Below are 23,938 nucleotides of genomic sequence, written 5' to 3' on the forward strand. Positions count from 1 at the left end.
TATTGGTATCAGCGTATGAGCCTGTCGCGTCGCCCCCGGATCAAGCCGGGGCCTGGCAACCTCACGAGATCGGGTTGTGCACCGTTACCAGCTTGGTGCCGTCAGGAAAGGTGGCCTCGACCTGCACCTCGTCGACCATTTCCGCCACCCCTTCCATCACCTCGTCACGCCCCAGTATCTGGCGCCCTCGGCTCATCATCTCGGCCACACTCAGGCCTTCCCGGGCACCCTCCATGATCTCGCAGCTGATCAAGGCCACCGCCTCGGGATAGTTCAGCTTGAGCCCCTTGGCGCGTCGCCGCTCGGCCACCAGGCCAGCGGTAAACAGCAAGAGCTTGTCCTTGTCACGCGGTGTCAGCTCCATCCTTTCATCCTCGATGTTGGTCAGGGTGGCCAGGGGTCGCCTGTCCCGCCCGGCATGACATTCAGGTAAACCAGATGCGTGGCACACAGGCCTCGCGATCCATCAGCATCGGACGCAGCAACGTCCAGGCCGCCTCGCACAGCGACCAGGCCTCGCGCCGCGAGTAACCGAGGTAGCGCAGCAGCAGGACGCCATCACGCACAGTGACGGCCCAGCGCTCGGCTTCACCAGCGCCGGGACTGCCGGCAAGGTCATTCCCTCCCTGCCCCAACCCTTGGCGCAGACGTTCGATCGCCGCGGACTCGTCTTCGAGCCCGACCGCCCACAGGGTTGCCTGGACGCTGCACCCTCGCTGCCCCCAGGCGCCGTGAAAACGACGATGGTCAGGGTCGAGGGGCTGGCGCTCGATCCACAGTGGTCGTCCGTCCCGGGATAACCGAAAGCGCTGTTCGAGGTGGCCGCTGGCAAACGGCAGGTCACTGGCCGGCCGGCCCAGCGCCAGCACCTCCCAGCCCAGGCAGCGGGCGCTGCCGGAAAGCTCGATCTCGGTGGCCTGCACCCCTCGCGAGCCGTCGAAGGCGATGGTTTCCTGGGGCAACCACTCGAGCAGCCCGCCCTCCTCGACCACCAGACGAGTGCGCTGGGACCAGGCCACGGCGTTGCGGTCGGCCCGATACAGCTTGTTGGCCGCCGGTGTGGTCAGCAGCGCCCGCGCCCCCGCGCCCACCCGCGCCTGGATATCCAGGATATCGCCGCTGACCAGGCCCCCCGGGGGATGCAGCAGATAGACGTGGCAGGTGCCGTCGCGGCCTTCGGGATAGAAGGGACGCTGCACCCGCAGGGGGCCGCGATGATCCACTCGATAGAGGCGAGTGGCCTGGCCATCATGGCGAAAGCCGAGATCGAGGCTGGCCTCCCAGCGCCGTCCCTCGTCGAAGCGATGGCCGTGCCGATCGGTCGAATCCTGTGTTGTCTGCGCGCTCATGGCTCTCCCGGGCGGTCCGTCGAGTCGGCGTGGCAAGCGAAAGTAAAAAAGGCCACCACCATTGCCCAATCAAGGTGCAAGCCCCGTACCAGCTTCTCAAATCTCTATTTTTCTACTTATTTTTCAATTTCTTATTAAACAGCCAAGGATTGCACCAGAGAAAAGCACGCCTTTGGCCGCGCACAAAAAAAGTGCGCAACCTTACGATTGCGCACCATTGATGTGCAGCGATTCATCCTGATTGACGCGCTACCGCTCAGACGGTCAGGTAGCGCTTCACCACGGCGTCGTCGAGCTCACCGATATCACCGACGGCGACTCTCCGCCCGCGATCGAGGATGGCGAAGTGGTCGGCGAAGCGACGGGCAAAGGGCAGTTTCTGCTCCACCAGCAGCACGGTCAGCCCATCATCGGCGATCAACCGACGGATGACTTCGCCGATCTGGGCGACGATATTGGGCTGGATGCCCTCCCCCGGCTCGTCGAGGATCAACAGCTTCGGCTCGATCACCAGGGCGCGCCCGATCGCCAGCTGCTGCTGCTGACCGCCGGACAGATCGCCGCCACGCCGGTGACGCATCTCCTTGAGCACCGGGAACAGCTCATAGATCCGTTCGGGCACCTGGCGCAGGCCATCACCACGGGCGGCAAGGCCAGTGCGCAGGTTCTCCTCCACCGTCATCAGCGGAAAGATCTGGCGTCCCTGGGGCACGTATCCCACGCCCAGGCGTGAGCGATCCTCGAGGCGACGGCTCTCCAGCGCGACACCGTCGGCGTAGCGAAGCTCACCGCCGGTGATTGGCACCTCGCCCATGATCGCCTTCATCAGGGTGGTCTTGCCGACGCCATTGCGACCCAGCACACAGGTACAGGCCGCCCTGGGCACGTCGAGATCGAGATCCCACAGGGTGTGGCTCTCGCCATAGAACTGATTGAGCCCGCGAATGCTCAGCATCGATCCACCTCCTTGCCTGTCTCCTGCCCCCACCGGCCGCAGACCTTCGCCCACAGCGTGGCCAGCCTGCCGCGGGATGCGCCGTCCGCCCAGTACAGCGCTCTTACCGAAGACTGCTGAGGTACCCGCTCCAGTCCGATCATGCCGCCTCCTCGTCGCCACCCAGGTAGACCTCGATCACCCTGGGGTCGCTTGCCACCTTGTCCATACTGCCCTCGGCCAGCACCGAGCCCTGATGCAGCACCGTCACCGTGCGGGCGATCGAACGCACAAAGCCCATATCGTGTTCCACCACCACCACCGAGTGCTTGCCGGCGAGGCTCAACAATAGCTCTGCGGTACGCTCCATCTCCTGCTCGGTCATCCCCGCCACCGGCTCGTCGACCAGCAACAGTCGAGGGCGCTGCATCAACAGCATGCCGATCTCGAGCCACTGCTTCTGTCCGTGGGACAGGATGCCCGCCTGGCGGCGACTGAGCGACGCCAGGCCCACCGTCTCGAGCACCTCCTCGATTCGCGTCAGCACCTCCCCGGTCATGCGCGCCTTGAGCGTCGGCCACAGGCTCTTGTCCATGGCCATCGCCAGCTCGAGGTTCTCGAACACCGTCAGCGCCTCGAACACCGTGGGCTTCTGGAACTTGCGCCCGATGCCGAGCCGGGCGATCTCCGGCTCGTTCTTGGTCAACAGGTTGTGGCGGCTGCCGAACCACACGCTGCCCTGATCCGGGCGCGTCTTGCCGGTGATGATGTCCATCATGGTGGTCTTGCCGGCACCGTTGGGGCCGATGATGCAGCGCAGTTCGCCGTCGTCGATGGTCAGGTTGAGATCATTGATGGCCTTGAAGCCGTCGAAGCTCACCGACACGTCCTCGAGATAGAGGATCGGGCCGTGGCGCACGTCGACCGGCGATTGTTCCGGGACCAGAAAGTCGAAGACCCGATCGCGATCGGCCAGGCTCTGAAGAAAGCTCATGAGGTGGCCTCCCTGGGGGTTGCATCCAGCGTGTCGGTTGGCGTGTCACTGTCATCGTCGCTGCCTTGCTGGCGAGAGCGTGACAGAAGCCCGGCGATGCCCTGGGGCAGCAGCACCGTCACCAGCACGAACAGCGCACCGAGCGCGAACAGCCAGGCCTCCGGCATCACCCCGGTGAACACGCTCTTGGCGTAGTTCACCGCCAGCGCACCGATCACCGCGCCATAGAGGGTGGCACGGCCACCCAGGGCCACCCACACCACCACCTCGATGGAGAACAGCGGCGAGAACTCGCTGGGGTTGATGATGCCCACCTGGGGCACATAGAGGGCGCCGGCGACCCCGGCCAGCATGGCCGAGACGACGAACACGAACAGCTGATAGCGCTCCACCCGGTAGCCGAGAAAGCGGGTGCGGGACTCGGCGTCGCGCACCGCCACGCAGACCCGCCCAAGCTTGCTGACCACGATGGCACGACACAGCAGGAAACCCAGCGCCAGCGCTACGCCGGATGCGATAAACAGCCCCAGTCGTGTGGCGTCGGCGGACAGGTCGAAGCCCAGCAGTTCCTTGAAGTCGGTCAGGCCGTTGTTGCCGCCAAAGCCCATCTCGTTGCGGAAGAACGCCAGCATCAGCGCAAAGGTCAGCGCCTGGGTGATGATCGACAGGTAGACCCCGGTGACCCGCGAACGGAACGCCAGGAAGCCGAACACCAGCGCCAGCAGGCCCGGCGCCAGCAGCACCATCACAAAGGCAAAACCGGCCATGTCAAAGCCAAGCCAGTACCAGGGCAGACTGTCCCAGTCGAGGAACACCATGAAGTCCGGCAGCAGCGGATCGCCGTAGACACCGCGGTCGCCGATCTGGCGCATCAGGTACATGCCCATGGCGTAGCCGCCGAGGGCGAAGAAGGCGCCGTGGCCCAGGCTGAGAATCCCCAGGTAACCCCAGACCAGATCCACCGCCACCGCCAGCAGCGCGTAGCACAGGTACTTGCCCAGCAAGGTAACGGTATAAGTAGAGACGTGTAACGGATGCTCCGGCGCCAGCAGCAGATTTGCCGCCACCACCAGCGCCATGGTGGCACCGAGCACCGCCATGAAGATCAGAGTCGACCGCTCGCCGAACGGGCGAGCCAGCCATAGTCGGGATGATGGCATCGCTCAGCCCTCCGCCGCGCGGCCCTTCTGGGGAAAGAGTCCCCTCGGGCGCTTTTGAATGAACAGAATGATGAACACCAGCACCAGGATCTTGGCCAGTACCGCCCCGGCCCAGGGCTCCAGCACCTGATTGATCACCCCCAGCGAGAGCCCCGCCACCAGGGTGCCCCACAGATTGCCGACCCCGCCGAACACCACCACCATGAAGGAGTCGATGATGTAGTTCTGGCCGAGGTTGGGACCGACGTTGGTGAGCTGTGACAGCGCCACCCCCGCTAGGCCAGCCACCCCCGACCCCAGCGCGAAGGTCAGGATGTCGACGCGGGTCGCGCGAATGCCCATGGAGCGTGCCATGGCACGATTCTGGGTCACCGCGCGTACCTCCAGCCCCAGCCGGGTGCGGCGCATCACCAGCATCAAGGCGGCAAACACCAGGATGGCGAAGCCCAGCACATAGAGGCGATTGAGGGTCAGCGACAGCGCCTCGTTGATCACCAGCGAGCCGCTCATCCACTCGGGCGTCACCACGGTACGGTTGAGCGGAGAGATCAGGGTGCGCACCAGCTGCTGCAGGATCAGGCTGACGCCGAAGGTCGCCAGCAGGGTTTCCAGCGGACGCCCCTTGAGGAACTGGATGACGCCTCGCTCGATGGCCACACCCACCAGCGCCGCCACCAGAAAGCCCGCCGGAATCGCCAGCAGCAGCGCAAGCCCCGGCTGCCCCGGCAACAGCTGCTGCATCGCCCAGGTGGTGTAGGCCCCCAGCATGATCAGCTCGCCATGGGCCATGTTGATCACCCCCATGACGCCGAAGGTGATAGCCAGGCCGATCGCCGCCAGTACCAGCACCGAGCCCAGCGACAGGCCGAAGTAGAGCGTCTCGGCGGCGCGGTTGAGCTTGAGCGCCTGCTCGCTTTCGGCAAGCGCCGCCTGGGCGGCTTCTGCCAGCGCTACATCGTCGCTGCGGCTGGCCTGCATCAGCGCGGCCCTGGCCTGGCCATTGAGGCTGCCGGACAGCGCCTCGACCGCCGCGACGTCTCCCTGTTCGACCCGTGCGATGGCGATGGCCTGCTCCAGGGTCGCGGCCACCTCGGGGTCGCTCTCGGCGGCGGCCAGCTCGCTCAGCGACTCGACCGCCTCCGGGTCGACCTCGCCCAGCAGATCCCGCGCCGCCGCCAGCCGCTGGGCAGGGTCGTCGACACGCAGGTCGATCAGCGCCAGGGTGCTGTCCAGATAGCCCCTGAGACTGTTGTTGATGGAGACGCGGTCGAGCTCGCGGCGCGATATTTCGCCCGCCGGCTCCAGCGTCAGGGCGTCGGCCACGGGCCAGTTGCGACCGCGATTTTCCAGTACCACGACGATAGCGCCGCTGTCCTTGACGCGGGCGAGCTTGCCCTCGGCAAAGCTCTCGAGCCAGCGCCGGGCGCGCTCGTCACCGCTCTCGGCGATGGCGTCGATGGCCGCTTCCTTGTCGCGGAAGCTGGACTCGGCCAGCGCCGACAACAGCGCCGGCCCCTGGTCGGAAGAAGCGGCCTCGGAAGCGCCGGCGTCCTGAGCCCAAGCCTGGCCCAGCCCCAGGGCGACGAGGCAAAGCAGCACCAGCGCGCTCAGCCAGTGACGACCTGCAATTAAATTCATGGTGAGGTCCCTTGAGACACCCGGGTGCCGACGGCACCACGGGCAGGGTTGGCGTGATCCGGGCCGGTGCGCCGTGCGCACCGGCCCCTTGTCGTTATGTTCTATTCGCTGGAGGCGACGTCTGAGCCACCACCGCAGCTACCCTGCACCACGTTGTAGTTGCCGCACTCAAGTGGAGCACGCCAGTCGCTGATCAGATCGCGGGAGCCTTCCAGATAGTCGGACCAGGCGTCGCCGGCCACGGTGGACGGGGTCTGCCACACCACCGAGAACTGGCCGTTGTCCTGGATCTCGCCGATCAGCACCGGCTTGGTGATGTGGTGGTTGGGCATCATGGTGGCGTAGCCGCCGGTAAGATTGGGCACCGACACACCGATGATCGCTTCCTTGACCGCATCGACATCGGTGGTCTCCGCCTTGCGCACCGCCTCGGCCCACATGTTGAAGCCGATATAGTGGGCTTCCATGGGGTCGTTGGTGACGGCGTTGTCGTCGCCGGTGTAGTCGTACCAGGCGTCGATGAAGTCGTAGTTGACGTCTTCATCCACGCTCATGAAGTAGTTCCAGGCCGCCAGGTGGCCGACCAGCGGCGCGGTGTCGAGACCGGACAGCTCCTGCTCACCCACCGAGAAGGCCACCACCGGGATATCCGAGGCCTCGACGCCCTGGTTGGCCAGCTCCCGGTAGAAGGGCACGTTGGCGTCGCCATTGATGGTGGAGACCACCGCCGTCTTCTTGCCGGCACCACCGAACTGCTTGATCTCGGAGACGATGTTCTGCCAGTCGGAGTGACCGAAGGGGGTGTAGTTGACCATGATGTCCTCGTCGGCCACGCCCTGTGATTTCAGGTAGGCTTCGAGGATCTTGTTGGTCGTGCGCGGATAGACATAGTCGGTACCGGCCAGCACCCAGCGCTCAACACCGACCTCGTTCATCAGGTAGTCCACCGCAGGAATCGCCTGCTGGTTGGGCGCAGCGCCGGTGTAGAAGACGTTTTCGGAGGATTCCTCGCCTTCGTACTGCACCGGATAGAACAGCAGACCATTGAGCTCCTCGACCACCGGCAGCACCGACTTGCGCGATACCGAGGTCCAGTTGCCGAAGATCACGTCGACCTCTTCCTGCGCCAGCAGCTCGCGGGCCTTCTCGGCAAACAGCGGCCAGTTGGAGGCCGGGTCCACCACCACCGGCTCAAGCTCGCGGCCGAGCAGGCCACCCGCTTCGTTCTGCTGCTCGATCAGCATCAGCATGGTGTCTTTCAGGGTCGACTCGCTGATCGCCATGGTACCGGACAGCGAATGCAGGATACCGACCTTGATCGGGTCCTCCTGGGCGAGCGCCGGTGCGGCGATGGCCAGCGACAGCGTGGACACGGCCAGGCTGGCCAGCGCCTTTTTAGAAAGCGCTTTGGAACGGTGGGCACAAACCTGCGTAGAAGAGATCGAAGCGGTGGGCATGGGAAACCTCCAGGGGTTGCCTTGTCGTTGTGATGGACCATCGTCGAGAGGGAGCCAAGCGGTTCTGCTAAAACCGCTGTATCGCTCAGGCCTGACGTCTTGCGACGTCGACCTCCATCACCACTTCAAGCAAGTCCCATGCCAGCCATATAAAACATTTATAAATTCCGACATTACGTCGGCCAAGACGGGGGCTTACCCACCCCGCCTTGCGCCACAAGAGAGCATCTCGCGCCACCGGGGCGCATCATTGCACCATGCATGGTGCACTTCGCTCCCCCGCCCCCTGCTTCTGCACCACCACAGCGCCAACCAGCGGTGCACCCCGCCACGGCCGGCACCAGAAAGGAGCGCCCTATATCGAGACGCTTCACTTGCAGGGCCCAGCATGACGGCAGCGGCGAGTACAAGTGTTCCGAGCGCAGCCACCTTTCAGCGACACAGCTGGGGTGTCTGTTCGGAAGGCAAATGGGAGTCGATACGAAAACATCACCGAGACAAGGCACGTAGCCATGCGTCCACATTCATCCGTTCGTGGAAGACTTCGACAAGTTCGAGTGTCTCGTCCGTCTCGCGCAAGATCAGATAGTGTCGACCTTCACGGAAGTAGCGAAGGTGAGATTCATGGCCAGCGGTGCTCGATAGTGTCGAGCATGGCCTGGGATGGGGCGGATGTCCCGCCGCCAGGGATTCAAGGCGGTGAACAAGTTGTGCCGTATACCGCTCGGCTCTCGCCTCGCCGAATTCCGATAGGGTCCAACGAAGAATATCTTGCAGGCTTGCAAGTGCCGCCGGCGCGTAAATCAATCACTTCAAGAAGCATCGCCTGTTCGAGCAGCCTCGAGAACACTACCCAGAACTTTTCGTGGATCACCGGTTACACCTTCTCCACGATCAAGCTGCTCAAGCGCGACATCTATTCGAGAGCCGATGAGCGCAATCTCACGACGTTCCTTGAGTGCACGCAACCCCGCTCGTAGCACTTCGCTGGCATTGGCGTAATCCCCAGAGGCCACCAGTTCGTCGATAAAACCATCTAGTTCAGGTGTGAGCGCCACGTTTCGAGCATGATTGGCCGGCATACGCCCTCCTATTGACCAGAATACATCTGGTGCAAGATTGGCCAGGGGTGGCCAGATTAGCCACCCCTGGAACCCGACCAGGACCGTCTGCGCGACCGACGTCTCTCGCAGCACTTGGCGCGCACTGCCTTGAAGACATCGAACCTGAACCGGACTGGGTATCCCGCCATGAGCCCCCTTGGGACCCGACACAGGGCCAAGCACCAGACCGTTTCATCGACAAGGCTTAGCCCTCGAGCTGGCGGAGCACCTGTTCGGTAAAGGCGCTGCAGCCGGTATCGCCGCCGAATTCCCGGGGCCGATACCGGCCATCGGACAGTACGCCGTCCACCGCTTGACGCAACCGACCGGCGGCGTCAGACAGACGATCGTCGGCGTGCTCCACCGCCAGCCATTCGAGCATCATGGCCCCGGACAACAGGGTGGCGATGGGGTTGGCGGCGTCCTGCCCGGCGATATCCGGGGCGCTGCCGTGTGCCCCCTGGAACAGACCGTGGCGATCGCCCAGTTCGGCAGACGGCGACACCCCCATCCCGCCGACGGTGGCCGCCCCCAGGTCCGAAATGATGTCACCGAACAGATTCTCGGCGACGATCACGTCATAGAAGTCCGGACGCTTGACCAGGTGCACCGTCATGGCGTCGACGTAGGCGTAGTCGAGTTCGACGTCATTGAACTCGGCGCCTACCTCGTCGCACACCTTGCGAAAGAAGGCGTAGCTTCTGAGGATGTTGGCCTTGTCACAGACGGTAAGCCGCCGCTTGCCGTCCTTCGGTGCGCCCTGACGTCGCCGTGACAGCTCCAGGGCGAAGCGCGCGACTCGCTCGGTGCCCTTGCGGGTGATCACCAGGCTGTCGCTTGCCATCTCGTCGCGCAGCACCACCCCTGCGCCGCGACTGGCGTAGAGGCCTTCGGTGTTCTCGCGCACGATGACATAGTCGATGGTACCGGGCTGATGGTGTCTCAACGGCGACTCGACCCCGGGCAGCAGGCGGATCGGACGCACGTTGGCGTAAAGGTCCAGTCCGAAGCGCAGCTTGAGGTGCAGGTCGTTGCCCACCTCGGTCCCGTCGTCGTAGGTCACCCCCGGCAGCCCGGCGGCGCCATGCAGGATGGCGTGACTGGCCCGACAGGCGTCCAGCGTCGACTGGGGCAGCACCTCGCCGGTCTTGTCATAGTGCCCCGCCCCACCGTCGAGCCAGTCGAAACGTAGCACGTCGCTGCCCAGCAGCGCTTGCAGTGCCCGCACCGTGGCGCCCGCGACCTCCGGGCCGATACCGTCACCAGCGATGGTGGCAATTCGATAACTCACAGAGATTCCCTCGTCTTGTTGTTGTCCATTGATGGTGGCCTCGCAGTATCGTGGTGCAGCGATGTTCTATCCATAGGACCTTATGGTCGATGGCGATGGCGATGGCGACGTCAGAGATCACGCCGCATGATCAGATCCCTGTCCACCACATCGCCCATCTGAAAACTGTGGGTGCCTACCTCGACAAAGCCCCGGGAGCGATAGAAGGCGATGGCGGGATGATTGTTTTCCCACACGCCCAGCCAGACGAAGGCCCTGGCCTGTTCTCGCGCCTCGGTGATGGCCTTGTCGTACAGCATCTTGCCAAGCCCTCGGCCCTGGGCCTCGGCCAGCAGATAGATGCGCTCGATCTCGAGACCATTGTGCTCGCTCAGATCGGTCTGGGCCTCCCCCCAGTTGAGCTTGAGATAGCCGACCGCTACGGGCGCCTTGGCAACGCCCTCGCGCTCCTTTCCCGCTTCACCCGTCTCGCTGCGGCCGGCCTCTTCCAGCAGCCAGAATCGCGACTGTGGGCAGGCCAACTCGCGCTGCACCCTTCCCAGGTCAAAGGCATCACTCAGATAGCGCTCCATGGTCGCTTTCGAGTAAAAGTCGACAAAGGTCTGGTAAAAGGTCCGGCGCCCCAGGGCGGCCAGCGTTTCGGCGTCCTCGAGCGTTGCCTGCCTCAGGCAGTCATTCATCTCGCGTCCTTGCTCCATCGTTGTTGCCCCATCGTTGTTGCCCCAGCGGGTGGAATCATCGCTGCTGATCGCCACACAGCACGGCAGCGTCACGAGCCGAACGCCCATCCCCTCGAAGGCCTTCGCGGATACCCTCGCGTTCTTCCTGGGCTTGTGCTGCCGGGCTTGTACTAGTCAGCCAAGTGCTTGCCCACCAGTCGCCCGATCTCGAATGCCAGTCCAAGGGGTCAATCGCCTTCGTACCTTGGCGCTGGATCATCTCCACACAGCACGGCAGCGTCACAAGCCGAACGCCCATCCTCTCGAAGGCCTTCGCGGATACCCTCGCGTTCTTCCAACGGCTTGTGCTGGCTGGCCTTGTGTTTGCCCACCAGGCGCGCCACCTCGAGCTCCACCCCCACAATGCCACGCCGCATCCCCTCCAGGTAGTCTTCGGGGGCGTCGTCCACCGCCCAGGGCGCTTCCCGGCCCGCCTCGAAGCGATCGACCAGTGTCGTCAGGTGCGAGGTGAGCCAATCGCTTTCACGCGGGAAGACGAGCCGACCGTGGGCGTGCACTACCTGGTAGTTCCAGGTCGGCACCACGCGACCATGGCGGCGCTTGTCGGGATACCAGCCAGGCGAAATATAGGCGTCGGGGCCATGAAAGATCGCCACCGCCTCGATCGCTGCCGCGTCTGCTCGCTCACCCTCCCCCAGCCGCCAGAGGGCATTAGCTCGGGCGATATGTCCACGCAGCACCAGCGCGCCCTGTGCCGTCTGCTCGACCATCAGGGGCAGGTGGTCGATACACACCCCCTGGTCACCGTCGGTGACCAGGGTCGCAAAGGGATAGGCACGGACCACCGCCATCATGGCGTCATCGTCGGTCATGGCGAAGTGTCTGGGCTGATACAAGGGTCACGCGCTCCTTCAAGGTGGTTGGCATCCATCAATGTTGACTGCGAGAAGTAGAAGTTTATGTGCCCGCAGGGTCATCCAGGTTCAGGGTATAGGCGTAGAAGGCGTCGTTGCGCTGCCAGTTAAGTGACTCATACAACGCCTGGGCGGTGTGGTTGTGGGTCTGCGTATTGAGCGTCAACTGCCCGACACCCTGCTCCCTCGCCAGGTTCGCGGCGGCCTCCATCAGCTCACGGCCGATCCCCTTGCCACGCGCCTCGGGCGCCACGAACAGGTCGGCCAGGGTCCAGCGCGGTCCCACCCGTACCGTGGATAGCGTCGGATAGAGCTGAACGAAGCCTTCGAGCACACCCTCGTTGTCGCTGACCAGCAGGCGCGAGTCGGCGAGCGCGAGGCGCGTCTGGAGAAAGTCGCGGGCAGCCTGGATGTCGCTTTCCTGTGAATAGAACACCCGGTAGCCATCGAGCAGCTCACTCAGGGGTTGTAGATCGGCGATACAGGCAGGACGAACATGGTTCATGAGTCACCTTTCACATTGGCGGTCGTGTGCGCCGGCTGGCCAGAGGCGCACCGGCTCGTCGGGATGACAGGCACCCAGTCTTGCGCAATAGTGGTCCCACCATAAGAACCAATACTGTCCAGAAAAGGGGAACCAGTGTCCAGCCTTCACCGTCACGCCGAATGGATCACCGAAGCGCTGGCCATGCGCCTGGCGCCACCCGCCGCCGAACCCCCGTCGGGTTCGCTGTCCCAGCGCCTGTACGCGGCCCTGCGCGAGTGGATACAGCAAGGTAGCTTGCCCGCCGCCAGCGCCCTGCCCTCGTCTCGACGGCTGGCCGCGGACCTCGGCATCGGCCGCAACACGGTGCTTGCCGCCATGGACCGCCTGGTGGCGGAAGGCTTCGTCGAGGCGCGCCCGGGGGCCGGGCTATTCGTGGCGTCTTTGGCGCTGCCCGAACCCAGCCCGTTGCCCGGCGCCCCCATCCAGGCGAGCCGCTGGCATTCTCGGCGAGGTCAGCGCCTGCTGGAGAGTTGCGGCGAGATGGAGGGCTCCCGTGACGCCTTCGCCCCGGGCGTCCCCGCCCTCGACCTGTTCCCGCGCGAGGCATGGCAGCGCCTGCTACGGCGCCACCGTCACCAGGCCAGTCTCGACGCCTTCGGCTACGCCACCAGCGGCGGGCATCACGCCCTCAAGACGGCGCTGTGTGACTACCTGCGTCTATCGCGCTCGGTCAATTGCCAACCACATCAGATCCTGATTACCCAGGGCGCCCAGCAGGGCTTCGAGCTGATCGCCCGCCTGCTGGCCGACCCCGGTGACAGCGTCTGGGTCGAGGATCCCGGCTATGCCGGTGCCAAGGCCTGCTTCAACATGGCCGGGCTAACGCCCGTCCCGGTACCGGTGGACGCACAGGGCATGCAGCCTGAGGCTCTCGCCCCGGATAGCCCGCCACCGCGACTGATCTATGTCACCCCCTCGCATCAGTACCCCTGCGGCGTGACGATGCCGGTGGCACGGCGTCTCGCCCTGCTCGACTTCGCCCGCCACCACGGCGCGCTGATCATCGAGGACGACTACGACAGCGAATTTCGCTATACCACCGCGCCGGTGGCCTCCCTGCAGGGGCTGGCCGGGGGCGGTCCGGTGCTCTACGTCGGCACCTTCAGCAAGGTGCTCTACCCGGGCCTCAGGCTCGGCTACCTGGTACTTCCCGAGGCCCTGGTGGACGACTTTCGCCGCGCCAACGCGCGACTGCATCGGGAAGGCCAGTACGTCTCCCAGTCAGCGCTGGCAGACTTTATCGTCGAGGGACACTTCTCTCGCCACATCGCGCGCATGCGCCACTGCTATCGACAGCGCCAGGCATGCCTGCGCGAGGCCCTGGCGCCGGCCGTGGAGCAGGGACTTGAACTGTCGGCCGGCCAGGCCGGCATGCACCTGGTGGCAAGGCTCGCCTCACTGAAACAGGAGCAACGCCTGATCGAGCGCGGACGGCGCGAGGGCGTCACCCTGTCACCGCTATCGGGTCACTACCTGGCACCTGATGCCATGCCTGGGCTGGTGCTGGGCTACGCCGGCTCGACACCGGAGCGGATCGCCGAAGCCGGCGGCTGGCTGGCCAGGGCCTGGATCGATGACAACGCACGATGCGATGGCGCGCCGACGTGATGTGACGCCGCTGCACCAAGCTCGCGAGACAGTGGGCAACGACGATGATGCCAGCGGCGATGATCGCAATACGGTTTCCCGCCCCTCGCCGCGACGCGCGCTCGAGTGTCACTTGGCAGTTCGCTGAATATCCCAGACCACCCTGAATCCCTGGTGGGTGGTGGTGGAGTCAGGCGTATTGCTGCTGCGGGCGGCGATGCGATAGCGGAAACAGTAGCTGACGTGGCACAGGTGTGAGCCGCCCTTGAGCAAGCGACATCCCCTTCGCGACTTGCCGAATGCCTGGGCCGATCGTCTCAGCGAGCGAACGACGAAAGGCTCAGCCGTCCACTCCCAGACATTTCCCACCATGTTGAAGAGCCCGTAGCCATTGGGTGCAAAGGCCTTCGCCGGAGCGGTGAACAGATAGCCATCGCGACCGAGATTCTCGTGGGGAAACCGGCCCTGCCAGATATTGCAGGGAAAATACGAGGTGTCGTCGGGCTGCCGATCCCCCCAGGGAAAGGGCACATCACCCTGCCCGCCGCGCGCGGCATGCTCCCATTCCACCTCGGTCGGCAGCCGCCCTCCTGCCCAGTTCGCATAGGCCTTGGCATCATGCCAGGACACATGCACCACCGGATGGTCAGCAAGGCAGGTCGCGGCATCATTGCCCGCGCCGTCGACATCACGCCAGTTGGCTCCGTCCACCCGGCGCCACCACTCCAGTGATTCCACACCCAGGGTGTCACGCACATTGCCTGCTACCTGGCGGTGAAACACGAAGCTCCAGCCGAGGCGCTCGGCCTCGGTCACAAAGCCGGTGTCCTCGACGAACGCCGCAAACTGCGCGTTGGTGACCGCCGTCGCGCCGATTCTGAACGCTGCCACCCGCTTGCGCCGCAGGGGGCCTTCGCCGTCATCGAGGATGACCGGGGTGGCGGTGCCCAGGTAAGCCTTGCCGCCAGGAATCTCGACCGCCCCCTCATCGGCACGCGGAGTGTCCGACCACGGGATCTCGATCGCGGGTGAACGCGAAGCAGCGTCGGCGGAAGGAGAACAGCAGCTGCGGCGGGAAGTGTCATGTATCGAAGTCATGGGCGAACGATCAGATCTCAGTTGGCGCAAGGCGCAGCAAATTGGCATGGCGCAGCAGATTGGCATGGCGCAGGTCAGCGGACTGCCGCCATGGACTCATGGTGCATCAACCCTTGAAAGCCGCCAAACAGACAGCCGGCCAGGCACAAAGCACCCCGAACTTCTGTTTGACAAACCAGCTCCTCCAATTAATATCTAACAGATAGTTATTAAAAGAAACCCTGATCATGATCAACAAAAACACTGACAACACACCCGCCAGCCTGCGCAAGGCCCACCGAGGCCTGTTTCTGTCCGACATCCAGATGAGCCCGGGCATCTCTCGGGCAGAGCTGGCACGTCGGCAGGGATTTTCCGAGATGGCTGCCACCCGCATCGTGCGAGAACTGGTGGCGGCAGGAATCGTCGAGGAATTCAGCGTCGACACCCCGAAGAAGTCCGTCGGCCGCCCCAAGACCGGCCTGCGCATCGTCAAGGACGGCATCTTCGCCGGCGGCATCACGGTGTCGGCCTACCATTCCGAGGTATCGATCTGCGATGCCAACGGCTCCCCCGTCGCCCGCGCCCATCTCGACGATCCCCCCCTTGCCGACGTGGCAGAGACCGCAAAGTTCTACGCCAGAGCGTTGCACGATCTGATCATCGCGTCCGGGATCGACCAGGACCGCATGGTCGGTGTCGGGGTCTCTCTGTCGGCCCGCACCCAGCCGGAAGAAGGCCGAATCGTCAAATCGGAATATTTTGGCTGGGGGGGAGACGACGGGCGCTTCTGCCGTGAGATTCGAGCCCTGACCAACCTGCCGGTCGAGGTCGAGAATATCTCGAATTCACTGGCGATCGCCGAGATGCGGTTCGGCGCCGCCCGGGATATTTCGGACTTCACACTCATCCACGCCGCCACCTTCGTCGGCGCCAGCGTGGTTTCCGATCATCGCCTGGTGCGAGGCGCATCCGAGGTATCGGGGCTGATCGGTCATTTTCGCGCCCAGACGCGTCCGCTCGAATGCGTCTGTGGCAGAAACGATTGCCTCAACCTGTCGGCCACCGGCTTCGGCCTGCTGTCGCAGTTGGGCAAGCTCGATCATCAGCGATTCGATCGCTCCAGGCTGTCCTACTACGCCACCTCACTGCTGGCCGCGCTGGAAGACGGCAAAGCCGATGCCCTGGTCCAGCAGGCCGGGGCACAACTGGCACCGGCGCTTGACTGCATCGTGAAATTGCTCGGCCCGCAAAGGGTGATCCTGAGCGGCCATCTCGGCACCAACGAGACCTACTACTCGGCGGTCGAGACGGCACTGAGAAACGACTTCGACTACGGCACGGATTCGGACTTCGAACTGACCAAAGGCACCTTCTCGTCCGGCGACGCAGCGGCGCTGCTGGCGCTGCATGTCTTCTGCTACTCCAACCGGCTTGACTACCAGCGCTTTGCCTAGCGCGCCACCGAAACGGGAGGGTCTTTCCCATGGCTGACAGCGTACAACAAAGGTGTTTGACCAGCGTGATCGCCATGGCGGCGGTCGGTCTGATCGGACTGACACTCTATACCGCCTACTTCGGGGTCTTCCCCGATGGCATCCAGCGCAGCGCGCATCTGCTGATGGTCATGGTGATGGTGTTCGCCATGGCCCTGATCGGCACCGAGTCTGACGCGGGAGCGCGCGCGCCTGTCGGTATTGGGGCACGCCTGTGGTTCCTGGCCGCCTTGGCAGGGGCAGTCCTCGCCACCGGCCACCAGCTTTTCAATTTCGACGCGATCAACAGCCGCTATGGGGCGATCACCTCCTACGAGATCGTGTTCGGCGTCATCCTCATCGTTGCGCTGTTCGATGCCTGCCGGCGCACCATCGGCTGGCCGATCGTCATTCTCGCTTCCGTCTTTCTCGCCTATGGCTTGCTCGGTGCCTATCTGCCGGAGCCGCTTGGCCACCGGGGGTATTCGGTCAAACGGGTGATCTCGCAGATCTATCTGGGTGGTGGCGGCATCTTCAGTACGCCACTCGGGGTCAGCGCCACCTTCGTCACCGGTGTCGTGGTGCTCGGCGCCTTGCTGGAGAAAACCGGCGCGGGTCAGGTCATGATGGACTTCGCCACCGCACTGACCGGCAAGATGCGAGGTGGGCCAGCCAAGGCCGCCGTGGTCGGCTCGAGCCTGATGGGCATGATCTCCGGCACCGCCGTGGCAAACGTCCTGACAACCGGACCGATTTCGATCCCCTTGATGCAGAAGAGCGGCTATCGCAAGGAAGCCGCCGGCGCCATCGAGGCCGTGGCCTCGACCGGGGGCCAGTTGATGCCGCCGGTGATGGGTGCGGCGGCCTTCATCATGGCGGAGTTCACCAACACCTCCTACCTCGTCATCGCCAAGGCCGCCTTCCTCCCCGCCGTGATCTTCTACGCGGTGCTGCTGGCGATGGTCCATTTCGAGGCGGCGCGGCGCAATATCCCGGTGCAGCACGTGGCCGGCACCGTGACCAACTGGCGCAGGATCCTGAAGCACTCCTACCTGCTGCTTCCCCTGCCGGTTTTCGTGAGCATGCTGCTCAACGGCTATTCCATCATGCTCTCGTCCTTCTGGGCGATCATTGCCTCGTCACTGATCAGCTATCTTGACCGGGCGACGGCGCTGACACCTCGCCGTCTCGTCGACACCTGCCTGGCGGCGGCCCAGGCCGTCATCCCGGTGGCGCTGGCCTGCGCCGTGGCGGGGGTGATCATCGGCATCATCACCCTGACCGGCATCGGGCTGAAGTTCTCGAGCCTGGTGGTGATGCTATCGGGTGGCTCCCTGCCCCTGGCGCTGGTACTGACGATGCTCACCTGCATCATCCTCGGCATGGGCCTGCCGACCGCCGCCGCCTATATCCTGGTCGCCACCCTGGTCGCCCCCGCCCTGGTCGACCTGGGCGTCGGTCTGCTGGCGGCTCATCTGTTCGTGCTGTACTCGGCCATGCTGTCGTCGATCACGCCACCGGTGGCACTGGCTGCCTATGCGGCGGCCTCAATCGCCAAGGGCAACCCTCTCAAGATCGCGGTCCTGGCCTGCCAGTTCGGCATGGCGGCCTTCGCCGTGCCCTACTTCTTCGTCTACGACCCGGCAATCCTGGGCATCGATGTGACCGTGCCCCAGGTGGTGCTGTCGTTCATCACCGCCATCGCCGGCGGGATCTGCGCCAGCGCCGCTATGCTGGGCCACTTCAGCCGGCGCCTGCGCCTGTTCGAACGCCTGGCATTTGCCTTGACCGCCACCCTTTTCATGAACTCCGACTGGCGCTTCGACCTGGCCGCGCTGGTCCTCCTTGCAGCACTCGTCGTCTGGCTCATGCGCAGCACCCTCCCGGCGACGGAGACAGAAAGCACGACCGGGACCGCCCCGGCTTCAACAACAACTAAGGAAACCTCCCATGAAAAACACTCTTAAAGGTGCGCTTGCCGCATCCTGTCTACTGGTGCTTCCAGTCGCGGCCAAGGCCAGTGACTACCTGTCCATCGGTTCCTGCCCGGTACCCTGCACCGCCTATACCTGGGCCGCCGGCGTCGCCGACGTCATCAACAGGAACGTCGAAGGGGTGCAGGCCACCGCCGAGGAAACCAAGGGCTACATCGCCAACATCCGGCTGATGCAGAACGGAGAGATGGAAGCCTCGCTGGCGACCTCACTGTCGGCCTATGAAGCCTACACCGCCACCGGCAACTACGAGGGCACGGAGCCCGGCAAGATCATGGCCTGGATGTCGATCGCTCCGGTCGCCATGCACATCCTCACCGTCGAGGGCAGCAGCGTGAATACGCTCGAGGACCTCAAGGGCAAACGCGTCGGCATGGGCCAGCCCGGCGGGACCTCGATGCTGGATGCCGACCTGCTGATGGAACGTATCGCCGGCGGGGACTATGAGCCCTTCCGTGTGCGCCTTGGCGACATGACCGACATGCTGAGCGACGGCAACATCGACGCCGCCCTGTGGAACGGCTCCTTCCCGTTGCCTCCGGTCATCCAGCTCGCGGCCCAGCGCGACCTCAAGCTGATCCCGGTAGCAGACGATTTCTTCGAAGCGCTGCACGCGGACTACCCGCCCTACTACCGCCTGTCGATCCCCGCCGACACCTATGACGGCGTGACGGAGGACACGCGCACCTATGGCCTGGCCAATGGCCTGGTGATCTCGTCAGACGTGCCCGAAGAGCAGGTCTATCAGATGACCAAGGCGGTGTTCGAGAACCTCGATGACCTGGCCGGCATGCATCCAGCCTTTGCCGCGATGTCGGCAGACACGGTGCTGAACGGCTTCGGCTCGCCGCTGCATCCGGGGGCCCTTCGCTACTACCGCGAAGTCGGCATCCCCGGGATCGAGGAGTTCGTCGCCCGCACCAGCGACGACTGAGCCACCCCCACACAGGAACCAGCGGGGCACCACCCGGGTGCCCCGGTGGCAGACGGCAACAGGAGCTACATCATGTCTCGACCCAATATCCTGGTCATCCAGGCGGACCAGATGACCGCGCTGTGTCTTTCCGCTTACGGCAAGCCCTACGCGATCACCCCGAATATCGACAAGATCGCCAGAAAGGGCACGACCTTCACCAACAGCTATTGCAACAACCCGGTCTGCGGCCCTTCACGCGCCTCGATGATGACCGGACGTCTGCCCTCGGATGTGGGAGTGTTCGATAACGGCGCCGAATTCCTCGCCTCCGAACCGACCTACGCGCACTACATGCGAAAGCTCGGCTACAAGACCACCCTCGCGGGCAAGATGCACTTCGTCGGGCCAGACCAGCTGCATGGCTTCGAAGAGCGACTGACCACCGACATCTATCCCTCCGACTTCGCCTGGACCGCCGACTGGGATCAGACCGACGAACCCTACGCGCCGTCGCACATGAGCCTGCTCAGTGTGGTCGAGGCCGGGTACTGCCAGCGCAACCTGCAGATCGACTACGACGAAGAGGTGTTCAACGCCGCCAAGCAGGAAATGTTCGATCACGCCAGATCGACGGATGACCGCCCCTTCCTGCTGCATGTGTCCTTTACCCAGCCCCACAACCCCTTCGTCGCGGACAAGAAATACTGGGACATGTACGAGGGTGTCGACATTCCCGAGCCGGAGGTGGCGCACATCCCCTACGAGCAGCGCGACCCCTGGTCGCAGCGCTACTACCTCACCATCCGCCAGGACGAATTCGACATCACCCCGCAGCAGCTCTACAACTCGCGCCGCGCCTACTTCGCCATGGTCACCCATCTCGACACCTTGATCGGCGAGTTGATGGAAACCCTGGAGCGGATCGGGGAGCTCGACAACACCTATATCTTCATCACCTCCGACCACGGCGAAATGCTCGGCGAGCGCGGCATGTGGTACAAGTTCAATCCCTTTGAGGCATCGATCCGTGTCCCCCTGATCGCACAGGGTCCTGGGTTCAAGGCGGGTCACCGCGAAGAGGCGCTCGCCTCGCTCGTCGACCTCCTGCCCACCTTCACCGATATCGCCAGCGGTGGCGGCTTCGACGATTTCGTCGCGCCCTATGACGGACGCAGCCTGCTGCGCCTGCCAAAGCGCGGCAGTGCCGAGGACAGAATCTTCATCGAGTTCAATGGTGAAGGGCTCTACGCCCCGGCGCTGATCATGATCAAGGGCCACCTCAAGCTGGTCCATAGCCGCACCGACCCCAAGATGCTCTACGATCTGACAGCCGACCCACAGGAGCTGAACAATCTGGCAGAAGATCCGGCCTATCAGCAGGTGATCGAGGAGATGTTTGCCGAGATGCAGACCCGCTGGGACGAGGACGATCTCGACCGACGCATCCGCGCATCCCAGCGCAAACGGATCTTTGTTCAGGAGGCGATGAAGCATGGCCGCTTCCCCTACTGGGACTTTGGCCCTGCCTACGATCCCGCCAAGGTCTATGTGCGCGGTGGCACCGATCCCAGCACCACAGCCACCAAGCAACGTGCCAGATTCCCCTTTGTTCCGGTGACGCCTCCGGAGAAACCCCGCCACCCCAGGTCCACGAACCAGGGATAAGAGCAACGGCGCACGCCGCACGGTCAGACCGTCATACAGTCAGACGGCAAGGCACGACCAGAAACACGAAAAAAAGGGCGCCCCATCGGGGCGCCCAAGGTCGTTAGTCGAGTCGAGCCCGAAGGCCTTCGTCAACCACCGGGAGCGGGGTCGCTCAATCACCCGGTGTGGTGTGGCCGGTCTGAACCTCCATGCGCTTTCTCAGGATCGGGCCGACGATGTACGGCAGGATCAGGCCGAGACCGGCGAACAGCCACAGGCCGATCGCCAGGCCGCTGTCCCACAGGATCGTCCAGTCGCCGTCGGAGATGTCCATGGCGTGGCGCAGGTTCTTCTCCATCTCCGGGCCAAGCAGCAGACCCAGGATCACCGGCACCAGCGGGATCTCGAGCTTCCTGAGGATGTAGCCACCGACCCCGAAGGCCACCATGAAGTACAGATCAAAGGTGGTGTTGGAGATCGAGTAGATGCCGACGAAGGCCACCATGGTGACGATCGGCAACAGGTACATCGGCGGCACCGACAGCAGCTTGACGAAGATACCGACCAGCGGAATGTTGAGCACCAGCAGCAGGAAGTTGCCGATCAACAGCGCCGCGATCACCCCCCACACGATGTCCGCGTTCTGGGTGAACATCAGCGGACCAGGGGTGATATTCAGCGAGATCAGCAGCGCCAGCAGCACCGCGGTGGTGCCGCTGCCCGGGACGCCCAGGGTCAGCATGGGCACCAGGGCACCGCTGGAGGCGCCGTTGTTGCCGGCCTCGGGGCCAGCCACGCCGCGCGGGTCACCTTCACCGAAGTAGCCCTTCTTGCCGATCACCTTCTTCTCGAGGGTATAGCCGATAAAGCTGCCCAGCGAAGCACCGGCCCCCGGCAGTACGCCGGCGATAAAGCCGAGGATGCCGCCACGGATGCTCGAGGGCATGATGCCCTTGATGTCGGCCCAGGAAAGCTTGAGCTTGTTGACCTTGATGGTCTTCTTGCCCTTGCCGGCACGGTCCTCGATAAAGAACAGAAGCTCCGAGATGGCGAACAGGCCGACGATGGCGATGATGAAGTCGACACCCTCGTAAAGTTCGAGCACCTGGAAGGTGTAGCGCTGCACCCCGGTATTGTCGATACCGATGGTCGCGATCATCAGACCGATGCAGGCGGCCACCACGGTCTTCATCGGGTTCTTGCCGGTGATACCGCCAAGGGTCGCGAAGGCCAGCAGGAACAGCGCGAAGTATTCCGCAGGACCAAAGGTCAGGGCGAAATCGGCCAGGATCGGCGCCAGCAGGATCAGGCCCACGGTGGCGATCAGGCTGCCCATGAAGGAAGCTATGGCGGAGATCGCCAGGGCCTCGGCGGCCTTGCCCTTCTGGGCCATCGGATAGCCGTCGAGGCAGGTCATCATGGCCGGCTCGTCACCGGGAATATTCAACAGAATCGACGAGATACGCCCGCCGTACATGGCGCCAGCGTAGACCGCAGTGAGCATGATCAGGGCGGTCTCGGGCTTGAGCCCAAGGGTAAAGGCCAGCGGGATCAGGATCGCCACACCGTTGGCCGGGCCGAGTCCGGGCAGCGCGCCGATCAGGGTGCCGAGAAAGGCGCCCAGCAGCGCAAACATCAGGTTATGCGGGGCGAGCGCCACCCCGAAGCCATCGATCAGGTAGCCAAGGGTTTCCATCAGCCCACCTCCAGGAAGGACAGCACACCCAGGGGCAGGGGCAGGTCCAGCGCAAAGTTGAAGATCAGAAATACCACCACGCCGGAAATACCGCCGACGATGAAGGCCTTGACCGGCGGCGCGCCCATGCGCCAGCACAGGGTGCCCACCGCCAGCAGGGTCGCCAGGATGAAGCCGAGCGGCTGCAGCAGGGCCGCGTAGAGCACCAGCACCACCAAGGCGATGATCAGCTCGACGCCGGTGCGGCTCCAGGGCCAGGCATTGTCAGGATCCGGGCGCACCACCATGTACAGGCTGGACAGCCCCAGCACGACGGCCAGCAGGTAGGGGAAGGTTTCGGGGCCTACCGCCTCGGCCCCGCCAAAGGGTTCGGGAAACTGGGTGGCGCCCCAGCCGTACGCGACGGCCAGGACGATCATCAAGACCCCGAATACGCGGTCGTTGAACATGCTCATTGCTGGATCAGTCCGATATCTTTGGAGAGCTGGTTGATGTCGGCGATCTGCTCCTTGACGAAGGTCTCGAACTCACCGGCGCTCATGTGGAACGGCATCAGGCCGTTGCTTTCCATGACGTCCTTCCACTCCTGGCTCTCGTAGATGGTGTCCATGGCGTCGACCCAGTACTGCTTGGCGTCTTCAGGAATATCCGCCGGCATGTAGAAGCCGCGCCAGTTCGGACCCACGGCGTCGATGCCCTGCTCCTTGGCGGTGGGGATCTCGCTGAACTCGCCCGGCAGACGCTCCTCGGACAGCACCGCCACCACGCGCAGGTCACCGGACTCCATGAAACCCTGGGCCTCGGTGATGTCACCGGTGAAGGCGTCCACGTGGCCGCCGACCACCTGGGTCATGGCCTCGCCGCCGTTGTTGTAGGACAGGTAGGGGATCCTCGGCAGGTTCTCGACGCCGGCAGCCTGAGCCGCGATCAGCACCTTGAGGTGATCCCAGCCGCCCTTGGCGCTGCCACCGGCGAACTTCACCGCACGCGGGTCTTCCTTGATGGCGTCCATGATGGCGTTGAGGTCCTGGTACTCGCTGTCGGCGCTGACCGCGATGACCCCATAGTCCGCCCCCAGGGCGCCGACCCAGTTGACCATGTCGGCGGTCATTCCCGGGAACTGCCCCTGGGCCAGGCGTGTGGTGGTGGCGGTGGAAGCCGCGACCAGCAGCTGGTCATCACCGGCGCGCTTGCTGACGGTGTGAGCGTAAGCCACGCCACCACCGGCACCGGCCATGTTGACGGTCTGAACACCGCGCGGCACCAGGTCCAGCTCTTCGAGCACGGTACCGACGCTGCGGCAGGTGAAGTCCCAGCCGCCGCCCGGGTCGGCAGGTGCCAGACACTCGACCTTGCCTTCGGGCTCAAAGGCAACGGCAGTGCTGGCTGCACCGGTGATGGCAGCGATGGCGATCAGTTTGACTGGCGTGTTCATGGACATGACGAAGTCCTCTGTTGTTGTCTGCTGACAGGAGGCAC

The 23,938-nt window shown here is 64.1% G+C and carries 21 protein-coding genes; 5 read left to right on the top strand and 16 right to left on the bottom strand.

Translation table 11 applies throughout. The features are described from left to right. Positions 1-61: 61 nt before the first annotated feature. From ureA to C9F12_RS10245, 12 genes are all read right to left on the bottom strand, one after another. On the bottom strand, positions 62-364 hold the full coding sequence (ureA, locus tag C9F12_RS10185) for an urease subunit gamma (protein ID WP_045992496.1): 303 nt from the start codon (positions 362-364) through the stop codon (positions 62-64). Positions 365-425: 61 nt separating this feature from the next. Beyond that, the gene (locus C9F12_RS10190; RefSeq protein ID WP_108448799.1) at positions 426-1,349 is read right to left on the bottom strand and encodes an urease accessory protein UreD; all 924 of its coding nucleotides are present in this window, start codon (positions 1,347-1,349) and stop codon (positions 426-428) included. Between the two features lie 256 nt (positions 1,350-1,605). Beyond that, positions 1,606-2,304, bottom strand: a complete 699-nt coding sequence (urtE, locus tag C9F12_RS10195; RefSeq protein ID WP_108448800.1) for an urea ABC transporter ATP-binding subunit UrtE — start codon at positions 2,302-2,304, stop codon at positions 1,606-1,608. Positions 2,305-2,443: 139 nt separating this feature from the next. After that, positions 2,444-3,277, bottom strand: coding sequence for an urea ABC transporter ATP-binding protein UrtD (gene urtD, locus C9F12_RS10200; RefSeq protein WP_108448801.1), 834 nt, complete (start codon positions 3,275-3,277; stop codon positions 2,444-2,446). Beyond that, positions 3,274-4,437 carry an urea ABC transporter permease subunit UrtC gene (gene urtC / locus C9F12_RS10205; protein ID WP_108448802.1) on the bottom strand — a complete coding sequence of 388 codons (1,164 nt, stop codon included), beginning with the start codon at positions 4,435-4,437 and terminating at the stop codon, positions 3,274-3,276. The genes urtD and urtC overlap by 4 nt, the downstream gene beginning before the upstream one ends. Before the next feature lie 3 nt (positions 4,438-4,440). Continuing rightward, positions 4,441-6,075 (bottom strand): urea ABC transporter permease subunit UrtB, encoded by a 1,635-nt coding sequence (gene urtB, locus C9F12_RS10210; RefSeq protein ID WP_108448803.1) that lies wholly within the window; start codon positions 6,073-6,075, stop codon positions 4,441-4,443. 101 nt (positions 6,076-6,176) lie between these two features. Beyond that, positions 6,177-7,532 carry an urea ABC transporter substrate-binding protein gene (urtA, locus tag C9F12_RS10215; protein ID WP_083970372.1) on the bottom strand — a complete coding sequence of 452 codons (1,356 nt, stop codon included), beginning with the start codon at positions 7,530-7,532 and terminating at the stop codon, positions 6,177-6,179. Positions 7,533-8,344: 812 nt separating this feature from the next. Continuing rightward, the gene (locus tag C9F12_RS10225; protein WP_108448805.1) at positions 8,345-8,614 is read right to left on the bottom strand and encodes a type II toxin-antitoxin system ParD family antitoxin; all 270 of its coding nucleotides are present in this window, start codon (positions 8,612-8,614) and stop codon (positions 8,345-8,347) included. 226 nt (positions 8,615-8,840) lie between these two features. Further along, positions 8,841-9,926, bottom strand: a complete 1,086-nt coding sequence (locus C9F12_RS10230; RefSeq protein WP_205254664.1) for an isocitrate/isopropylmalate dehydrogenase family protein — start codon at positions 9,924-9,926, stop codon at positions 8,841-8,843. Positions 9,927-10,036: 110 nt separating this feature from the next. Further along, on the bottom strand, positions 10,037-10,606 hold the full coding sequence (locus tag C9F12_RS10235; RefSeq protein ID WP_162816448.1) for an N-acetyltransferase: 570 nt from the start codon (positions 10,604-10,606) through the stop codon (positions 10,037-10,039). 227 nt (positions 10,607-10,833) lie between these two features. After that, positions 10,834-11,502, bottom strand: a complete 669-nt coding sequence (locus C9F12_RS10240) for an FMN-binding negative transcriptional regulator (protein ID WP_108448808.1) — start codon at positions 11,500-11,502, stop codon at positions 10,834-10,836. 61 nt (positions 11,503-11,563) lie between these two features. Beyond that, positions 11,564-12,025 carry a GNAT family N-acetyltransferase gene (locus C9F12_RS10245; protein WP_045992505.1) on the bottom strand — a complete coding sequence of 154 codons (462 nt, stop codon included), beginning with the start codon at positions 12,023-12,025 and terminating at the stop codon, positions 11,564-11,566. A 183-nt stretch (positions 12,026-12,208) separates the two neighbouring features. Here C9F12_RS10245 and C9F12_RS10250 point away from each other — a divergent pair, with 183 nt between their 5' ends. Continuing rightward, positions 12,209-13,675, top strand: coding sequence for a PLP-dependent aminotransferase family protein (locus tag C9F12_RS10250; protein WP_108448866.1), 1,467 nt, complete (start codon positions 12,209-12,211; stop codon positions 13,673-13,675). Between the two features lie 108 nt (positions 13,676-13,783). Here C9F12_RS10250 and C9F12_RS10255 read toward each other — a convergent pair whose 3' ends face one another. Further along, positions 13,784-14,752, bottom strand: a complete 969-nt coding sequence (locus C9F12_RS10255; protein ID WP_108448809.1) for a formylglycine-generating enzyme family protein — start codon at positions 14,750-14,752, stop codon at positions 13,784-13,786. A gap of 227 nt (positions 14,753-14,979) precedes the next feature. Between C9F12_RS10255 and C9F12_RS10260 the strand changes: the two genes are divergently transcribed. The 4 genes from C9F12_RS10260 (at position 14,980) to betC (ending at position 20,781) form a co-directional block, all read left to right on the top strand. Further along, complete coding sequence (locus C9F12_RS10260) at positions 14,980-16,188, top strand: ROK family transcriptional regulator (RefSeq protein ID WP_045994002.1); 1,209 nt, start codon at positions 14,980-14,982, stop codon at positions 16,186-16,188. A gap of 29 nt (positions 16,189-16,217) precedes the next feature. Further along, positions 16,218-18,173, top strand: a complete 1,956-nt coding sequence (locus C9F12_RS10265) for a TRAP transporter fused permease subunit (protein ID WP_108448810.1) — start codon at positions 16,218-16,220, stop codon at positions 18,171-18,173. Next, on the top strand, positions 18,157-19,134 hold the full coding sequence (locus C9F12_RS10270) for a TAXI family TRAP transporter solute-binding subunit (RefSeq protein ID WP_083970540.1): 978 nt from the start codon (positions 18,157-18,159) through the stop codon (positions 19,132-19,134). The genes C9F12_RS10265 and C9F12_RS10270 overlap by 17 nt, the downstream gene beginning before the upstream one ends. A gap of 72 nt (positions 19,135-19,206) precedes the next feature. Next, positions 19,207-20,781, top strand: a complete 1,575-nt coding sequence (betC, locus tag C9F12_RS10275) for a choline-sulfatase (protein WP_045994004.1) — start codon at positions 19,207-19,209, stop codon at positions 20,779-20,781. A 154-nt stretch (positions 20,782-20,935) separates the two neighbouring features. On the opposite strand, the gene C9F12_RS10280 is transcribed toward betC, so the two are convergent. From C9F12_RS10280 to C9F12_RS10290, 3 genes are read right to left on the bottom strand one after another with little or no spacing between them, the layout of a single operon-like run. Next, positions 20,936-22,459 (bottom strand): tripartite tricarboxylate transporter permease, encoded by a 1,524-nt coding sequence (locus tag C9F12_RS10280; RefSeq protein WP_045994005.1) that lies wholly within the window; start codon positions 22,457-22,459, stop codon positions 20,936-20,938. After that, positions 22,459-22,914, bottom strand: a complete 456-nt coding sequence (locus C9F12_RS10285; RefSeq protein ID WP_045994006.1) for a tripartite tricarboxylate transporter TctB family protein — start codon at positions 22,912-22,914, stop codon at positions 22,459-22,461. The genes C9F12_RS10280 and C9F12_RS10285 overlap by 1 nt, the downstream gene beginning before the upstream one ends. Then, positions 22,911-23,900, bottom strand: coding sequence for a tripartite tricarboxylate transporter substrate-binding protein (locus C9F12_RS10290; protein WP_045994007.1), 990 nt, complete (start codon positions 23,898-23,900; stop codon positions 22,911-22,913). The genes C9F12_RS10285 and C9F12_RS10290 overlap by 4 nt, the downstream gene beginning before the upstream one ends. Positions 23,901-23,938: the final 38 nt, after the last annotated feature.

This window comes from Halomonas sp. BN3-1 (assembly GCF_003056325.1).
Lineage (GTDB): Bacteria > Pseudomonadota > Gammaproteobacteria > Pseudomonadales > Halomonadaceae > Halomonas > Halomonas litopenaei.

Excerpts from the sequence above, each read along its gene's own strand:
- ureA (WP_045992496.1), bottom strand. The coding sequence starts at position 364 with ATGGAGCTGACACCGCGTGACAAGGACAAGCTCTTGCTGTTTACCGCT.
- C9F12_RS10190 (WP_108448799.1), bottom strand. The coding sequence starts at position 1,349 with ATGAGCGCGCAGACAACACAGGATTCGACCGATCGGCACGGCCATCGC.
- urtE (WP_108448800.1), bottom strand. The coding sequence starts at position 2,304 with ATGCTGAGCATTCGCGGGCTCAATCAGTTCTATGGCGAGAGCCACACC.
- urtD (WP_108448801.1), bottom strand. The coding sequence starts at position 3,277 with ATGAGCTTTCTTCAGAGCCTGGCCGATCGCGATCGGGTCTTCGACTTT.
- urtC (WP_108448802.1), bottom strand. The coding sequence starts at position 4,437 with ATGCCATCATCCCGACTATGGCTGGCTCGCCCGTTCGGCGAGCGGTCG.
- urtB (WP_108448803.1), bottom strand. The coding sequence starts at position 6,075 with ATGAATTTAATTGCAGGTCGTCACTGGCTGAGCGCGCTGGTGCTGCTT.
- urtA (WP_083970372.1), bottom strand. The coding sequence starts at position 7,532 with ATGCCCACCGCTTCGATCTCTTCTACGCAGGTTTGTGCCCACCGTTCC.
- C9F12_RS10225 (WP_108448805.1), bottom strand. The coding sequence starts at position 8,614 with ATGCCGGCCAATCATGCTCGAAACGTGGCGCTCACACCTGAACTAGAT.
- C9F12_RS10235 (WP_162816448.1), bottom strand. The coding sequence starts at position 10,606 with ATGAATGACTGCCTGAGGCAGGCAACGCTCGAGGACGCCGAAACGCTG.
- C9F12_RS10245 (WP_045992505.1), bottom strand. The coding sequence starts at position 12,025 with ATGAACCATGTTCGTCCTGCCTGTATCGCCGATCTACAACCCCTGAGT.
- C9F12_RS10250 (WP_108448866.1), top strand. The coding sequence starts at position 12,209 with ATGCGCCTGGCGCCACCCGCCGCCGAACCCCCGTCGGGTTCGCTGTCC.
- C9F12_RS10255 (WP_108448809.1), bottom strand. The coding sequence starts at position 14,752 with ATGACTTCGATACATGACACTTCCCGCCGCAGCTGCTGTTCTCCTTCC.
- C9F12_RS10260 (WP_045994002.1), top strand. The coding sequence starts at position 14,980 with ATGATCAACAAAAACACTGACAACACACCCGCCAGCCTGCGCAAGGCC.
- C9F12_RS10265 (WP_108448810.1), top strand. The coding sequence starts at position 16,218 with ATGGCTGACAGCGTACAACAAAGGTGTTTGACCAGCGTGATCGCCATG.
- C9F12_RS10270 (WP_083970540.1), top strand. The coding sequence starts at position 18,157 with ATGAAAAACACTCTTAAAGGTGCGCTTGCCGCATCCTGTCTACTGGTG.
- betC (WP_045994004.1), top strand. The coding sequence starts at position 19,207 with ATGTCTCGACCCAATATCCTGGTCATCCAGGCGGACCAGATGACCGCG.
- C9F12_RS10280 (WP_045994005.1), bottom strand. The coding sequence starts at position 22,459 with ATGGAAACCCTTGGCTACCTGATCGATGGCTTCGGGGTGGCGCTCGCC.
- C9F12_RS10285 (WP_045994006.1), bottom strand. The coding sequence starts at position 22,914 with ATGAGCATGTTCAACGACCGCGTATTCGGGGTCTTGATGATCGTCCTG.
- C9F12_RS10290 (WP_045994007.1), bottom strand. The coding sequence starts at position 23,900 with ATGTCCATGAACACGCCAGTCAAACTGATCGCCATCGCTGCCATCACC.